The 15807-nt window shown below is 53.4% G+C and carries 17 protein-coding genes; 6 read left to right on the top strand and 11 right to left on the bottom strand.

All coding sequences use genetic code 11. The annotated features are described in order from the left end of the window. Nucleotides 1–218 precede the first annotated feature (218 nt). From RSJ68_09015 to RSJ68_08975, 9 genes are all read right to left on the bottom strand, one after another. Complete coding sequence (locus tag RSJ68_09015; GenBank protein WNU96575.1) at nt 219–737, bottom strand: gluconokinase, GntK/IdnK-type; 519 nt, start codon at nt 735–737, stop codon at nt 219–221. 80 nt (nt 738–817) lie between these two features. Then, the gene (locus RSJ68_09010; GenBank protein ID WNU96574.1) at nt 818–2203 is read right to left on the bottom strand and encodes a GntP family permease; all 1386 of its coding nucleotides are present in this window, start codon (nt 2201–2203) and stop codon (nt 818–820) included. Nucleotides 2204–2716: 513 nt separating this feature from the next. Further along, complete coding sequence (raiA, locus tag RSJ68_09005; GenBank protein ID WNU96573.1) at nt 2717–3031, bottom strand: ribosome-associated translation inhibitor RaiA; 315 nt, start codon at nt 3029–3031, stop codon at nt 2717–2719. A 66-nt stretch (nt 3032–3097) separates the two neighbouring features. After that, on the bottom strand, nt 3098–4450 hold the full coding sequence (gene rpoN / locus RSJ68_09000; GenBank protein ID WNU96572.1) for an RNA polymerase factor sigma-54: 1353 nt from the start codon (nt 4448–4450) through the stop codon (nt 3098–3100). 249 nt (nt 4451–4699) lie between these two features. Beyond that, entirely contained in the window at nt 4700–5434 is a 735-nt protein-coding gene (lptB, locus tag RSJ68_08995) for an LPS export ABC transporter ATP-binding protein (GenBank protein WNU96571.1), read from the bottom strand. 92 nt (nt 5435–5526) lie between these two features. Beyond that, nucleotides 5527–6057, bottom strand: a complete 531-nt coding sequence (lptA, locus tag RSJ68_08990) for a lipopolysaccharide transport periplasmic protein LptA (GenBank protein WNU96570.1) — start codon at nt 6055–6057, stop codon at nt 5527–5529. Continuing rightward, nucleotides 6038–6619, bottom strand: a complete 582-nt coding sequence (lptC, locus tag RSJ68_08985) for an LPS export ABC transporter periplasmic protein LptC (GenBank protein WNU96569.1) — start codon at nt 6617–6619, stop codon at nt 6038–6040. The genes lptA and lptC overlap by 20 nt, the downstream gene beginning before the upstream one ends. Next, complete coding sequence (locus RSJ68_08980) at nt 6616–7152, bottom strand: HAD family hydrolase (protein ID WNU96568.1); 537 nt, start codon at nt 7150–7152, stop codon at nt 6616–6618. The genes lptC and RSJ68_08980 overlap by 4 nt, the downstream gene beginning before the upstream one ends. Nucleotides 7153–7501: 349 nt before the next feature. Then, entirely contained in the window at nt 7502–8440 is a 939-nt protein-coding gene (locus tag RSJ68_08975) for a LysR family transcriptional regulator (GenBank protein WNU96567.1), read from the bottom strand. Between the two features lie 231 nt (nt 8441–8671). Between RSJ68_08975 and RSJ68_08970 the strand changes: the two genes are divergently transcribed. From RSJ68_08970 to RSJ68_08955, 4 genes are all read left to right on the top strand, one after another. Further along, nucleotides 8672–9421 carry a Nif3-like dinuclear metal center hexameric protein gene (locus RSJ68_08970; GenBank protein ID WNU96566.1) on the top strand — a complete coding sequence of 250 codons (750 nt, stop codon included), beginning with the start codon at nt 8672–8674 and terminating at the stop codon, nt 9419–9421. 122 nt (nt 9422–9543) lie between these two features. Continuing rightward, nucleotides 9544–10125, top strand: coding sequence for a ubiquinol-cytochrome c reductase iron-sulfur subunit (gene petA, locus RSJ68_08965; GenBank protein ID WNU96565.1), 582 nt, complete (start codon nt 9544–9546; stop codon nt 10123–10125). Nucleotides 10126–10143: 18 nt separating this feature from the next. After that, nucleotides 10144–11493, top strand: a complete 1350-nt coding sequence (locus RSJ68_08960; GenBank protein WNU96564.1) for a cytochrome bc complex cytochrome b subunit — start codon at nt 10144–10146, stop codon at nt 11491–11493. Between the two features lie 14 nt (nt 11494–11507). After that, nucleotides 11508–12293: a cytochrome c1 gene (locus RSJ68_08955; protein WNU96563.1), complete on the top strand. Its 786-nt coding sequence runs from the start codon at nt 11508–11510 to the stop codon at nt 12291–12293. A gap of 302 nt (nt 12294–12595) precedes the next feature. Here the strand turns inward: RSJ68_08955 and RSJ68_08950 are convergent, their stop codons facing one another. Then, a complete protein-coding gene (locus tag RSJ68_08950) occupies nt 12596–13363 on the bottom strand; it encodes a HesA/MoeB/ThiF family protein (protein WNU96562.1) in 768 nt (255 codons plus the stop codon). 218 nt (nt 13364–13581) lie between these two features. Further along, complete coding sequence (locus RSJ68_08945; protein ID WNU96561.1) at nt 13582–13785, bottom strand: hypothetical protein; 204 nt, start codon at nt 13783–13785, stop codon at nt 13582–13584. 11 nt (nt 13786–13796) lie between these two features. On the opposite strand from RSJ68_08945, the gene RSJ68_08940 reads away from it, so the two are divergent. Together RSJ68_08940 and RSJ68_08935 are read left to right on the top strand one after the other, a co-directional pair. After that, entirely contained in the window at nt 13797–14771 is a 975-nt protein-coding gene (locus RSJ68_08940) for an ABC transporter permease (GenBank protein WNU96560.1), read from the top strand. Continuing rightward, the gene (locus tag RSJ68_08935) at nt 14761–15759 is read left to right on the top strand and encodes an iron chelate uptake ABC transporter family permease subunit (GenBank protein WNU96559.1); all 999 of its coding nucleotides are present in this window, start codon (nt 14761–14763) and stop codon (nt 15757–15759) included. Before RSJ68_08940 ends, RSJ68_08935 begins: the two co-directional genes overlap by 11 nt. Nucleotides 15760–15807: the final 48 nt, after the last annotated feature.

Genomic DNA, 15807 nt, shown 5'->3' with positions numbered 1-15807 from the left:
CTCTATGGTTTCGGTATTTCGGTTTCAGACGACGTTTCGCTAAGGTCGTCTGAAAAAATGCAAAGGGCTATTGTAGCGGAATTGTATTGTTTTTATAAGGGGTTTGGGTATGCGGGATGGCGGCGGACGAAGAGAAAGGTCGTCTGAAAACTTGTTTTGTCGAAATGTGACCTATCTGTTTTCAGACGACCTTCCTTATACCTGTTTACACACTTTCTTCACAACAAACCTTCCGCTTTGACCCACGCCAAAATATCGGCTTCTACGGCTTCGGGCGAACCGGGATTGTCGATTTTGACGCCGTATTCGTCTGCGCCGAGTTCTTCCAGGATTTCCAGTTGCGAATCCAGCATACCCGCTTTCATATAATGCCCTTGGCGCGCCATCATGCGCTCGAGGTTGATGGCTTGCGGCGGCGTCAGGTGGATGAAGGCGGTTTTGCCTTGCGCGCTGCGCAGGATGTCGCGGTATTGTCGTTTCAAGGCGGAGCAGGTAACGATGGTGTACGCCGCGCCGCTTTGCGCCTGTTCCGTCATCCAGTCGCGCAGGTTGCACAGCCACGGATAGCGGTCTTCGTCGGTCAGCGGGATGCCCGCGCCCATTTTGTCGCGGTTGGCTTGGGTGTGGAAATCGTCGCCTTCGGCGTAGGGGCATTGGTTGAGGTGTTTTTGCAGGGATAGGGCGGCGGTGGTCTTGCCGCAGCCGCAAACGCCCATCATCACAAAATGCGTCGTCATGTTCTCTTCCTTTGTTGGATTTGAAAGATATAAGGTCGGGCAGACGGTTTAGAGCGTCTTAAAAACGTTTTCAGACGACCTCAAACCACGGCAAACAGCAGCGCCGACACTGAAAAGCCGATGGCGGCAATCAGCGTTTGGTTGACCGTCCATGTTTTGAGCGTGGTCGGTACGTCCATATCCAAAAGGCGGCCGACCAGCCAGAAGCCCGAGTCGTTGAAGTGGCTGCAGCCGACCGAGCCTGCCGCGGTTGCCAAAACCACGCAGGCGAGTTGCCAGTCGTTGAAGCCTGCGGCGGCAACGGCGGGTGCCATCAATGCGGCGGCGGTGGTCAGCGCGACGGTTGCCGAACCTTGCGCGATACGCAGCGCCAATGCCACCAAGAAACAGCCCAGCAATACGGGTATGCCCAAATCCGCCATGCTGTCCGCCAACGCCTGACCGATGCCCGACGCGCGCAACACGCCGCCGAACATGCCGCCCGCGCCGGTAATCAAGATGACCGAACAAACGGGGGCGAGTGCGCCGTCCACCGTTTTCTCCAGCGCGCTTGCCTTTTCGCCGCGTTTGCTGCCCAAAACATAAAGTGCCACCAAAACCGAAATCAGCAGCGCGACAGGGGTCGAACCGATCATGCGCGCCACCTGTACCCAATGTTCGTCCGCGCTGACGACTTTTTCACTGATTAAGGTGGACAGCCCTGTGTTCATAAAAATCAACAGCATAGGAATCAGCATAATGCCGACCACGGTCGAAGCCTTGGCAGGCGTTTGCGGCCGGTCGTTGTCCACCGCGCCGCCGCTGAGCAAATCGGGAACGGGAACGCGGATGGTACGTCCTAAAACCTTCCCAAGCAGATAACCGCTGACATACCAAGTGAACATGGCGACGGGCAATCCCAAAATCAGCACCTGCCCAATGTTCGCCGAATAAAATTCCGAAGCCGCAATCGGACCGGGGTGGGGCGGCAGGAAAACGTGCATCACCGAAAACGCGCCGATAGACGCCAGAGCATAAGGCAATACGTCCTGCTTCATGCGCCGCGCCGTCGCGAAGACAATCGGCAGCATCACCACCAATCCCGCATCAAAGAAAATCGGGAAGCCGAAAATCAGCGATGCCACGCCCAAAGCAAACGGCGCGCGTTTTTCACCGAACATCCGAATCAGCGCATCCGCCAGCGACTGCGCCCCGCCCGAAGTTTCCACCAGCCGCCCGAGCATCGCGCCCAAACCGACCAGCAAAGCCACGCTGCCGAGCGTACCGCCGAAGTTTTTCAGCAGAACGTCGTTCACAATCTTATCCATCGGCAGCCCCGTCGCCACCGCCGTCAGCAGGCTCACCGACACCAAGGTCAACAGCGCATGGACACGCAGTTTCACAATCAACAGCAAAATCAGCACGATCGCCATCGCCGCAATACCCAGCAGCCAGCCCGCGCTCAAGGTCTGAGTCCAACCATCCATTTTGAAGCCTTTCTTTGTAATCAGAATACAAGGTAGTTAATGTTTTTCAAACGTATTAAATTAACCATAGCACGATTTGAAACGGGGCGGTATTGTGGGTTTTCGGATGGGTTTAAGTATTTATTTTTTCGAATAGATTTGAATAATGAGAGTAAGTCGGGCGGTGTCATTTACTCTTGTGAAGAGAGGGAGGGTCATCTGAAAACGTAGTTTGCTTTCATGAACAAAGGAGGTGGGCGTGGATATTTTCTATTTTTCTAATTCGACATGAATTCAGAACAAGAAAACAATTTCTTTCTTAAATACAATGGTTTTTCAAAATTTTGGTCTGATGGGGCTAACATACTGCAATACTTGTTGACCGGTATGGCGTGGGCTTTACCCGCAGAAAAACGCCTATGTGGGATTCAAATCATTATGTTCAGCCCCTAGATTACTGGCTCTCAAACTTGGCCAAAACAAAAAACGTCGTCTGAAAATTTTCAGACGACGCTTTTATTATTGAATCAAGGCTTATTCTGCGGCAGGTTTTACCGTGTTGCGGACATCGCCGCTTTTTTCTTTGTGTTTCAGCACTGCACGGTCGAGCTTGTCCATCAGAACATCAATGGCGGCGTACATATCTTGTTCAACGGCCTCGACGTGGAGGTCTTTGCCCGCCAGATGGATGTCTGCTTCAGCCTGTTGATTGAGTTTTTCCACGGAAAGGGTGATGGTAACGGAAATGGCGTTGGCTGCGTGGCGGTTGATGCGTTCCAATTTTTCGGAAACGTAGTTTTTGATGGCCTCGGTAACGTCGAAATTCAGACCGGTGATTTTCAGATTCATAATACAGCTCCTTCGGTGGGGTTCAGTCCGTCAGAAACGGAACGGGAAAACTGCGGTTTAAAACTGTCATTCGGTAAGTTTGCGTTTGTGTGCCGGCGGGATGTCGAGCGACTCTCTGTATTTGGCGACGGTGCGGCGGGCGATGTCTATGCCCTGTTGTTTGAGGAGGCGGACAAGGGTTTCGTCGGAATGGGGTTTGCTGCTGTCTTCGTTTTCGATAATCTGCCCCAAAACGGCTTTAATCGCGCCTTGGCTCAGGCCTTCTTTGTCGCCTTCGGAATTGACTGCCTGTGTGAAGAAATAGCGTAACGCAAATAGTCCGCGCGGGCAAGACAAATATTTTTGGTTGGCGGCGCGCGAAATGGTGCTTTCGGCAAGCCCCAATTCGGCGGCTGCGTCTTTCATAAGCATGGGTGCGAGTCCGATTTCGCCGAAGATGAAGAAGTCTTCCTGATTTTTGACGATGTATTCGGCAAGGCGGATGACGGTGCTTTTGCGCAGTTCGAGAGAGTCGATGCGCTGCTTGGCTTCGGTGATTTTTTCTTTCCACTCGGGTGCGCCGTCTTCTGCGGATTTCATCAGTTCGCAGTATTCGCGGTTGAGTTGCAGTTTGGGCCAGGCGGCTTCGTTGCCGATGACTTTCCAGCCGTCTTTGCCTTCTTTGACCCAAACGTCGGGCTGGATGTAGGCGGTCGGTTCGGAGGAGGCGAAACCGTAGGCGGGGTAGGGGTTGAGCGTGGCGATGATGTCGAGTGCGGCTTCTATGGTTTCGCTGTCGATTTCGGGAAAGAGTTTGCGGAAGCGGATGATGTTTTGTTTGCGGTTTTTGCCCAAATCGTGCAGTGAACTTTGGATGAGGTGGGCGGCCGCCTGACGCGCGGGGCCGGCGGGCAGGCGCATGAGTTGGAGCATCAGGGATTCGGTCAGGTCGGCGGCGGCAACGCCGGGCGGGTCGAAGGTCTGCAAAAGGTCGAGGGCGTTTTGCAGCTCGTCTTCGTCCAGCATCCATTCCAAGGGCGTGTTGTCGATAACGTCTTGGATGCTGTCGGTGAAATAGCCTTGGTCGTCAAGGAAGTCGATAAGGATGTGGACGTAGGCGGCTTCTTTGTCGGAAAGGGGGTGTTCGCACACTTGGGCGTGCAGGTATTGGTTGAAATCTTCTTCTTTGGCGATGTTGAGCCAGGCGTCTTCGGCATCGTCGCCGCCGAGGTGGTTGCTGTGCGGCATGGTGGTGCCGTGATTGAACTCTGCGTCGGCAAATTCGTCGGTTTCGGGTCGTTCGAGCAGGGGATTGTCCTGCAACCAGTCTTCGACCTCGCGTTCGAGTTCGATGCCGGACATTTGCAGGATGCGCAGGGATTGTTGCAGACGTTGGTTGAGTTGTTGGGTCTGCCTGAGTTTGAGGCCGAGTAAGGTCATGGTGCAATGTATGTTGATTGTTTTTTATATTTCGGACGGCATTTGTCCTCGAGTTTGGTTCGATGGCAAAGAGGTCGTCTGAAAAGGTTTTTATGGCGTGCTTGGCGTTTTGGGGAACGCTTGTTGGTTTTATACTAAATGTGTATTTCAACACTTTACACTTAATGCGTCAACTCACTTTGGGTGCTTTCTTCATTTTAAAAAAACCGCACAATTTAGTGTGCGGTTTGTCATGGTCGGTATTTGGAATCAGTATTTGAAGTTTTCGCCGAGATAGACGGAGCGGACTTGTTCGTTGTTGACCAAGTCGTCCGGCTTGCCGGAGGCGAGGACGGTGCCGTCGCTGATGATGTAGGCTCTGTCGCAGATGCTGAGGGTTTCGCGTACGTTGTGGTCGGTAATGAGTACGCCGATGCCGCGCGATTTGAGGAAGTCGATGATTTTTTGGATGTCGATGACGGCAATGGGGTCAACGCCGGCGAAGGGTTCGTCCAGGAGGATGAAGCGCGGCTTCATGGCGAGTACGCGGGCGATTTCGACGCGTCGGCGTTCGCCGCCGGATAGGGAGGGGGCGGGGTTGTGGCGCAGGTGTCCGATGTTGAGGTCGGCGAGCAGTTTTTCTACTTCGCTGTCGATGCGGCTTTTGTCTTTGGTGCTGATTTCTAAAATGGCGCGGATGTTTTGTTCGACGGTCATTTTGCGGAAAATCGAGGCTTCTTGGGGCAGATAGCCGACGCCGAGGCGGGCGCGTTCGTGTATGGGCAGGTGGCGCAGTTCTTGTCCGTCTAGGGTAACGCTGCCAGCGTCGGCGGCGATGAGTCCGACGATCATGTAGAAGCTGGTGGTTTTGCCTGCGCCGTTGGGGCCGAGCAGGCCGATGACTTCGCCGCTTTCGATTTCGAGGGAGAAGCTTTTGACGACTTGGCGTTTTTTGAAACTTTTTTGCAGGTTTTGAACGACGAGGCGGCTGGTGTTTTCGCTCATAAATGACTCTTGGTTCGGAGGTCGTCTGAAAAGGTGTTTTGGGAACTTGCTATGCTGGTTTTCAGACGACCTTTTGTGTTGTCAGATATTGGTTATTTGGTTTTTTGGGTGCTGGACGGCTGGATGACGACGCTGACCCTGCCGGATTTGGCGGCGGATTTGGCACCTGTTTTGGAGCTGCCGTTAATGGTATAGACTTCGGTTTTGGTGTTGTAGGTGATGACTGCGCCTTCGGCAACGTCGCCGCCGCGTTGGACTTTGGCGTTGCCGGTCAGGGTAACGAGGTTGATGGCGGAGGAGTAGGTTACGTTGTTGGCTTGTCCGTTAACCGTGCCTTTGTTGTCGTCGAGCGTCTGGCTGAAGCGGACGGGCGAGCCGCTGGCTTTCATGAACTGTTCGCCTTTGTCGTTGCGGGAGACGTTGACGCTGCCTGCGCGGATGTTGAGCGTGCCTTGTTTGATGATGACGTTGCCGGTAAAGGTGGTGCTTTGGTTGTTTTGGTCGAGCGAGCCTTGGTCGGCTTCAATCTGTATCGGCTGCTTGCTGTCGCTTTGCAGGGCGTAGGCGGGGGCGGTGGCGAAAAATGCGGTTAAAACACATGCCTTACATATTTTTTGTATCATAAATCGTGGCTTTCACTCTGGATGGGAAGTTCAACAAACCTTTTTTGTGGTCATACGTCAGACCTTCGGCGTTGCCGCTCGATTCGCCGTATTGGAAGGTAACGGGCGTGTCGGTTTGGGCGTATTGCGATTCGGTATCGACGTGCAGGAGATCGGTTTTGACGACGCCTGCCTGCCGCTTGGCATCGGCGGCTTTGGTCAGGACGACGTTGTGTTTGAACAGGAGTTGTTTGGTTTGGGTGTTGTATACGGCTTCGTCGCTGCCGACGTCGTAAAGCCGGCTGCCTTCTTGGAAGAAGACGAGGTGCGGCAGCTCGAAATGGACGTCGTTGCTTTCGGGAAATTGTTTCGCCCCTCTTGCGCTCAGATGCTCTTTCAGACGACCTTGTTCGTCAAACCGCCGCCCGTCTATGCCGTCCATCGTGTATTGCGGCTGGTTGGGGTTGAGTTTGACTTCTTCAATGTCGATTTCGCTGATGCGCCCCAGCCATGCCGACAATCCGCCGAGCGCGACCGCCAGCACCAAAGGGAATGCGATTCCGTACCGCCATCTTACTTTCATTTGATGTACTCGTTCAAAGCCGCGCCCAGCGTACCTTTCGCGCGCATAATCAGGTCGCACACTTCGCGCACCGCGCCCGCGCCGCCCGCGTGTTTCGTAATATAGGCGGCGTGTTGCAGCGCAAACCAATGCGCGTCGGGGACGGCAACCGGCAATCCGCAGCGCACCATCACCGGCAAATCGACCACGTCGTCGCCGACAAAGGCGCACTCGGCTTCTTCTACGCCCGCCTGCGCGCGCAATTCTTCATAGGCGGCGCGTTTGTCCGAAATGCCTTTGAAGTAGTAATTTATGCCCAACTGTTTGACGCGGATACCGACGGAAGGCGCGTCCCGACCTGTGATAACCGCAGTCTGCACGCCGCTTGCCTGAAGCATTTTCAGACCGTGTCCGTCCAGAGTGTGGAACGATTTGATTTCTTCGCCGTCGTCGCGGATAAAGATGCGTCCGTCGGTCAAAACGCCGTCCACATCCAATATCAGCAGCTTGATATGCGCCGCGCGCTGTTGCAGCTCGGGGTCTAAGGTTTGCATAGTGTTTCCTTGCGGATTGCTAGGTTTCAGACGACCTATTCTAACATAAAGGTCGTCTGAAAACGGTTAGCCTGTGTTTGTGGGGATTAATGCGGTTTAACGGTCATGGGGCTGCTTTATATAGTGGATTAAATTTAAATCAGGACAAGGCGACGAAGCCGCAGACAGTACAAATAGTACGGCAAGGCGAGGCAACGCCGTACTGGTTTAAATTTAATCCACTATAACTTTATAATATGTGTCTGTCGGGCAAGGGTCGTCTGAAAACCTGAGATTTGGGTTTTCAGACGACCTTTTGATATGGAAATCGAAGTGCGTGAATGTCGCGACACCCTGTTTCAAGAAAACATCAATCCTGTCCGGGCATTGTCAGTTCGCTCAAGCCGGGGAGATCGGCGAAGCTGCGTTCGCGGACGATTTGGCAGAAGTTGTCGAGATAGCTTTTGTCGGCGTCTTCGGTACGCGTGGCGGCGTAGAGTTCGCTTTGCAGGCCGTTGGCGGTGATTTGGCGGTGGACGACGTAGCCTTTTTCGAGATAGGGCATCACGGTCCAGTAGGGCAGGGCGGCGATGCCGCGTTTGCTGGCGACGAGTTGGATGATGGCGATGGTCAGTTCGCTGCGGCGGCGCGGCGGGTTGATGCCTTTGGGTAACAATATTTTTTTGGGCAGGTCGAGCATTTCGTCGGGAACGGGATAAGTGATGAGGGTTTCGCCGATGAAGTCTTCTGCTTCCCAAACGGTTTTGGCGGCAAGCGGGTGGTCTTGGGCGCAGATGCCGACCATTTCGTAGGCAAACAGGGGGCGGAAGCTGATGCCGTTTTGCTTTTCGGCTTCGGATACGATGGCGAGATCGGCGCGGTGTTGCAGCAGGAGTCCGACGGGGTCTGCCTGAAAGCCGGAAACGATGTCCAATTCGACTTGCGGCCACATGGGGCGGAATTCGCCCATTGCGGGCATGAGCCAGTCGAAACAGGTGTGGCATTCGACTGCCAGCCGCAACTCGCCTGCTTCGCCTTCGATGATGCGGGCGAGGTCGCGCTCGGCGGCGGAAACTTGCGGGAGGAGTTCGCGTGCGAGCCGCAACAGGCGTTCGCCGGCGGGCGTGAAGCGCAAGGGCGTGGATTTGCGCTCAAACAGAGGGGTGTCGTAATAGTTTTCAAGCGCGCGGATTTGGTGCGAAAGGGCGGATTGGGTCAGGAAGACGCGCTTGGCGGCAAGGGATACGCTGCCGGTTTCTTCGAGTGCCAGCAGGGTTTTAAGATGGCGCAGTTCGATGATGGAATCCATTGGTTTTCACGCTTTCAGACGACCTCTTGAAACGGGCAATATTAAAATATTTCATGCCGGGGTGTAAATGCGGGCGCGTGTCGAACGGCGTGGGGATTGGGACGCGTCAGGGTTTGCGGTTAGAATGTGCGTCCGATTTTGTATGAATGCGGTGAATTTATTTGAAACAGGGATGGCGTTGCTTCGCTTTGTCCTGTGAAATTCAATCCGCTATGTGTTGAAAGGAATGATATGGCGAAACGCAGTGATATTTTGGTGTGGTGCGACGAGGTGTTGCAGGTCGGAATGTTCAAAGACTATGCGCCCAACGGTTTGCAGGTCGAGGGCAGGGCGGAAGTCGGCAAAATAGCGACATCGGTAACGGCAAGCAAGGCGGCGGTTGATTTCGCTGCGGAGCAGGGCGCGGATATGCTTTTGGTGCACCACGGGATGTTTTGGAAAAGCGAGCCGGTAACGATTACGGGCTGGAAAAAAGTGCGCATCGAAACATTATTGCAACACCAAATCAATATGGCGGGCTACCACCTGCCGCTGGATGCGCACCCTGTGTTGGGCAACAACGCGCAGCTTGCCGATAAGTTGGGTTGGGAAGTCGAAAGGCGGTTCGGCGAACAGAACCTGTTGAATATAGGTCGTCTGAAAACACCGCAGACTTTGGCTGAATGGTTGCAACACATTGCTGCAGCGTTGGGGCGGCAGCCCGTAGCCGTCGGCGATATGTCTCGCGAAATCAAACGCATCGCATGGTGTACCGGCGGTGCGCAGGGATTTTTTCAGACGACCATAGACGAAGGCGTCGATGCCTATCTGACCGGAGAAATCTCGGAGGCGCAGTTTCATCTTGCCAATGAAACAGGCGTTGCGTTTGTCAGCGCGGGACACCATGCGACGGAGCGTTACGGCATCCGCGCCCTGGGCGAAGCCGTGGCACAGCATTTTGAGTTGGAAGTCTGTCATTTCGACGAAGATAATCCCGCTTAAGCCTTGATAATCGTCATGAAAATTTACCTTAATTTAAATAATGCTTTGAGTATCACGGTAAACTAGGTAGAATTACATCGTTTAATGGCTCGGTATTCCCAAAATTTTAGGACGACTGAATAATGGATAATCAAGAAATCAATAGCGGCCGCCGCCGCTTTCTGACGCTGGCTACGTGCGGCGCAGGCGGTGTGGCGGCTTTGGGCGTAGCTACGCCTTTCGTGGCAAGCTTTTTCCCGTCGGAAAAAGCCAAGGCCGCAGGTGCTCCCGTCGAAATCGATGTCAGCAAAATCGAATCCGGACAAATGTTGACTGCCGAATGGCAAGGTAAACCGATTTGGGTGGTTAACCGTACCGATCAGCAGCTCAAAGACCTGAAAAGTTTGAACGGTGCGGTTGTCGACCCTAATTCTGATGTGGATCATCAGCCCGAAAACTGTAAAAACGAGACCCGTTCGATTAAGCCGAACATCCTTGTAGCCATCGGTATCTGTACCCACTTGGGCTGTTCGCCGACCTACCGTCCAGACGTTGCCCCTGCGGATTTGGGGGCGGACTGGAAAGGCGGTTTCTTCTGCCCTTGCCACGGTTCGAAATTCGACATGGCAGGCCGCGTATATAAAGGTGTTCCTGCACCGACCAACCTGGTTGTTCCGCCCTACAAATATCTGAGCGATACGACAGTCTTGGTAGGCGAAGACTAAAAATAAGGAACGATAATTATGGCAAACCAAACCAATAGCAAAGCAAAAGCATTGTTAGACTGGACGGACGCTCGTTTCCCCCTGTCTAAAATGTGGAATGAGCATTTGGCTCAATACTACGCGCCGAAGAACTTCAACTTCTGGTACTACTTCGGCTCTTTGGCTCTGCTCGTCCTCGTGATTCAAATCGTCAGCGGTATCTTCCTGACCATGAACTATAAACCGGACGGCAACCTGAACGCCTATCACCTGCCTGCTGCCTTTACCGCAGTAGAGTACATCATGCGCGACGTGTCCGGCGGCTGGATTATCCGCTATATGCACTCCACAGGCGCATCTTTCTTCTTCATCGTCGTATACCTGCACATGTTCCGCGGCCTGATTTACGGCTCGTACAAAAAACCGCGCGAATTGGTGTGGATTTTCGGTTCCCTGATTTTCTTGGCATTGATGGCCGAAGCCTTTATGGGCTACCTGCTGCCTTGGGGTCAAATGTCCTTCTGGGGCGCGCAGGTGATTATTAACCTGTTCTCCGCCATCCCTGTCATCGGGCCTGACTTGTCCACTTGGATCCGCGGCGACTTCAACGTTTCCGACGTTACCCTGAACCGCTTCTTCGCACTGCACGTTATTGCCGTACCGCTGGTGTTGCTCGGTTTGGTCGTGGCACACATCATCGCCCTGCACGAAGTGGGTTCGAACAACCCTGACGGCGTGGAAATCAAGAAACTCAAAGATGAAAACGGCGTTCCGCTCGACGGCATTCCTTTCCATCCGTACTACACCGTCAAAGACATCTTGGGCGTTGTCGTATTCCTGATTGTTTTCTGCTCCGTATTGTTCTTCGCCCCCGAAGGAGGCGGCTACTTCCTTGAAGCCCCGAACTTTGACGCGGCAAACGCGCTGAAAACACCGCCGCACATTGCACCGGTATGGTACTTTACCCCGTTCTACGCCATTTTGCGTGCGATTCCTTCATTCCTCGGTACTCAGGTTTGGGGTGTAATCGGTATGGGCGCGGCAGTTGTCCTGATTGCCCTGTTGCCTTGGTTGGATAAGGGTGAAGTTAAATCCGTCCGCTATCGCGGTCCGATTTTCAAAACTGCGTTGGTTCTGTTCATCATTGCCTTTATCGGTTTGGGTATTTTGGGGGCGATGGTGGCAACCGATACCCGTACTTTGGTTGCGCGCATCCTGTCCGTCGTCTATTTTGCATTCTTCCTGGGTATGCCGTTCTATACCAAACTGGATACAAACAAACCGGTTCCGGAACGCGTAACCATGAGCACCACTAAACAAAAAATCATGTTCTTTGTTTATGTCGGTATTACCGCAGTGGGTGCTTACCTGTTTGCAACCAATATCTGATGAGGGCAGCGAAAATGAAACATACCCTGAAAAACTGGTTTGCTGCCTTGTTACTGGCAGTGCCTATGAGTGCCGCCGTCGCCAGCGGTGGCGGACACTATGAAAAAGTCGAGATTGACCTGCGCGACCAAGTCAGCTTGCAGCACGGTGCTCAAATTTTCACCAACTACTGCTTATCCTGCCACTCGGCAAGCGGTATGCGTTTCAACCGTTTGAAGGACATCGGTTTGACTGATGAAGAAATCAAGAAAAACCTGATGTTTACAACAGACAACGTCGGTGATGTCATGTTGGCGGCGATGAATCCTAAAGATGCTGCCAAATGGTTTGGTGCGGCTCCTCCGGATCTGACGCTGATTGCCCGTTCTAAAGGCGCGGATTATCTGTATGCCTATATGCGCGGCTTCTATAAAGACCCGACCCGTCCAAGCGGCTGGAACAACGTCGTATTCGACAAAGTCGGCATGCCTCATCCCTTGTGGGAGCAACAAGGCGTTCAAGCGGTTGAGCTGGATGCCAAAGGTCAGCCGGTCATGGTGAAAGACGAACATGGCGAATTGAAACCCAAGCTCTATTGGGAATCTACCGGCGCGCACAGCCGTCGTTTGCCAAACGGCAAAGTCGTCCAAACAGAGTACGATGCTTATGTACGCGATTTGGTGAACTATTTGGTTTACATGGGCGAGCCGGCGCAGCTCCAGCGCAAACGTACAGGCTATATCGTATTGATGTTCTTGCTTGCAGTAATGCTGCCTCTGGCATACTTCCTGAAAAAAGAATATTGGAAAGACGTGCATTAAGGCTGGTAATAAAAAAAGGCAAACTCAATCGGGTTTGCCTTTTTTTATGATCAAAAAATCAATAGGTTGGATTTCGCGTATTTCAAATATATTCAGACGACCTTTATAGTGTGGCAGTGACCTTTATAGTGTGGCAGTGACCTTTATAGTGTGGCAGTGACCTTTATAGTGTGGCAGTGACCTTTATAGTGTGGCAGTGACTTTTATAGTGTGGCAGTGATGATTAGTCGGCAGAGAATGGCGGCTGATAATATTTTAATGCTCGTTTGAACCTGATCATAGAATCCAAGTTCTGCATACGATCATCGGCATGTTCCGTCTGATTTGGCTTTGGCGCACACATTGCAGTCGGGATTTTGAGTGAAGAGGAATTCTTGCCATTTGCCGGTAAGTGCGTTGTAAGTTTTCAGTTTGTCGTGTGCCGGTTCGCCTACGCCGGTGAGGAGTTTGAGGGCTTCTGCGGCTTGGGTGGCGCCGATGATGCCGACCAACGGAGAAAATACGCCGAACAGGGCGCAGGCGCCGTCATCGGCGGTATCTCCGTCAAACAGGCAGGCGTAGCAAGGGCTGTCAGGCAAATCGGGGCGGTACACGGCGATTTGTCCTTCAAAACGCACGGCAGCGCCGGAAACCAGCGGGGTACGGGTGGCGACGGCGGCGCGGTTGATGGCTTGGCGGGTGGGGTAGTTGTCAGTGCAGTCGAGGACGATGTCGGCGGTATGCATGAGCTCGGTTAGGCGGGTTTCGTTCAGTTTTTCGGTCAGTGCGGTAATGTCGCACGCGCTGTTGACGGCTTTCAGACGACCTGCCATCACTTGCGCTTTGGCTTGTCCGATGTCGGCTTCGGTGAAGGTGGTTTGGCGTTGGAGGTTGGTATTGTCTATGGCGTCGTGGTCGGCGATGATGAGTTTGCCAACGCCTGATGCGGCAAGGTACGGCAGTGCTGCCGCGCCCAGCCCGCCGCAGCCGACGACGAGGACGCGGGCGGCAAGGATTTTTTCCTGTCCTTCGATACCGATTTCGTCGAGAAGGATGTGGCGGCTGTAACGGAGCAGTTGGTGGTCGTTCATGATGAGGTCGTCTGAAAGGGGTTGTATCGGGGAATTTTATAGCAAATGGGATTTGGAAAGATACAGTAGATTTGTGCGGAAACGGAGATTCCTATTAATGGGATTCTATGCCGGCAAACTTTGTTTTCATCAAGAATGGTTATTATTCGAATAAATATTGTCTCTTTTTGTAGTAAATGTTATCGTTAGCACGATTTTTGGTTTGTATCAGAATTTTATTAAGGTGTTGCCTGATTTATTTTCAGACGACCTTGATTGCCATAACAGCAATTTTGTCCTTTGCCATATCCTGAAGCGATGAGGTATTTAGGATGAGATTGTTTTAAAAGACGCCGAAATTCAAAGTGTCCTCTCATGCTGTAAGAGGGCGAAGATGCATTACATTGCCGAACATGGCTGTTGCCGTGTTTTAAATATTTCACATTTTTTCCTTATGTCCGTCAAACCTTTATCTTTAAATTTAATCAACTGCTTTGTGCTGGCGGTGCTGTTTCTCGTCAGCCTGTCGGTGGGCGTCGGCGATTTCCGCTGGGCGGATGTGTTTCGCTGGACTTTGTCTGACAGCACGGAATTGATGCTGGTCAGCCGCCTGCCGCGCACGTTTGCGATTGTGCTGACGGGGGCATCGATGGCGGTGGCGGGGATGATTATGCAGATTTTGATGCGCAACCGTTTTGTCGAGCCGTCTATGGTGGGCGCAAGTCAGAGCGCGGCGTTGGGTGTGTTGGTGATGACGCTGATGTTTCCGGCTGCCGGGCTGACGGCGAAAATGTCGGTGGCGGCTGCGGCGGCGTTGGCGGGGATGCTGGTGTTTATGATGCTGATACGCCGTTTGCCGCCGACGGCGCAGTTGATGGTGCCGCTGGTGGGGATTATTTTCGGCGGCGTTATCGAGGCGGTGGCGACGTTTATCGCGTATGAGTTTGAGATGATGCAGATGTTGAGCGTGTGGCAGCAGGGCGATTTTTCGGGCGTGCTGTTGGGGCGTTACGAATTGTTGTGGCTGACGGGCGGCTTGGCGTTGACGGCGTATTTGATTGCCGACCAGCTGACGATTTTGGGCTTGGGCGAAACGGTGAGCGTGAATCTGGGTCTGAACCGGACGGCGGTGTTGTGGGTCGGCTTGGTGATTGTCGCGCTGATTACGTCGCTGGTGTTGGTAACGGTCGGCAATATTCCGTTTATCGGGCTGGTCGTGCCGAACATCATCAGCCGCCTGATGGGCGACAAGCTGCGCCAAAGCCTGCCTGCGGTGGCTTTGCTCGGTGCGTCGCTGGTGCTTTTGTGCGATATTTTGGGACGCGTGATTGTGTTCCCGTTTGAGATTCCGGTCTCAACCGTGTTCGGTGTGTTGGGTACGGTGTTGTTCTTGTGGATTTTGTTGAGGAAGCCTGCCCATGTCGTCTGAAAACAAGCGTAGCGCGCTTCGCTCGAACAAGGTTGCGTTTATGCAGGGTTCTTCCCGTCCGCTGTGGGCGGCGTTTATCTTGCTGCTCGCTTGTTGCACCTTGTTCCTGACTTTGAACATCCAAGGCGATTGGGATTTTGTGTTGCAGCTGCGGCTGACCAAGCTGGCGGCTTTGCTGCTGGTGGCGTATGCGGTCGGGGTTTCGACCCAGCTTTTCCAAACGTTGACGAACAACCCGATCCTTACGCCTTCGATTTTGGGCTTCGATTCGCTGTATGTATTTTTGCAAACGCTTTTGCTGTTTGCCTTGGGCGGGGTGGGCTATACGTCGCTGCCGCTGACGGGCAAGTTCGGCTTTGAGCTGGTGATGATGATGGGCGGCTCGCTGCTTTTGTTTTACACGCTCATCCGGCAGGGCGGACGCGATTTGTCGCGCATGATTTTGATTGGCGTGATTTTCGGGATTTTGTTCCGCAGCCTCTCTTCGCTGCTGACGCGCATGATTGATCCGGAGGAATTTACGGCGGCGCAGGCGAATATGTTTGCGAACTTCAATACCGTCCACAGCGAGCTTTTGGGCGTGGGCGCGCTGATTCTGCTGGCGAGCGCGGTGGTGATTTGGCGCGAGCGGCACCGTCTGGACGTCCATCTTTTGGGACGCGACCAAACGATTAATTTGGGCATAAACTACACGCGCAATACTTTGTGGCTGCTGCTTTGGATTGCCGCGCTCGTGGCGACGGCGACGGCGGTGGTCGGGCCGGTCAGCTTCTTCGGCCTTCTAGCTGCCGCGCTTGCCAACCATTTTGCCCCGAGCGTGCGCCATAGCGTGCGGCTGCCGATGACGGTGTGCGTCGGCGGCATCCTGCTGGTCGGCGGGCAAACCGTGTTCGAACACCTGCTCGGCATGAAGGCGGTGTTGAGCGTAGTGGTTGAATTTGCGGGCGGGCTGGTGTTTTTATATTTGGTGCTGAAACGCAAGCGGTAGGTCGTCTGAAAACCGAATCCGTTTTTCAGACGACCGTTGATAGGTAAA

The organism is Neisseria sp. DTU_2020_1000833_1_SI_GRL_NUU_006, assembly GCA_032388755.1.
Taxonomy (GTDB): domain Bacteria; phylum Pseudomonadota; class Gammaproteobacteria; order Burkholderiales; family Neisseriaceae; genus Neisseria; species Neisseria sicca_C.
This window is presented reverse-complemented; position numbering and strand designations above follow the sequence as displayed.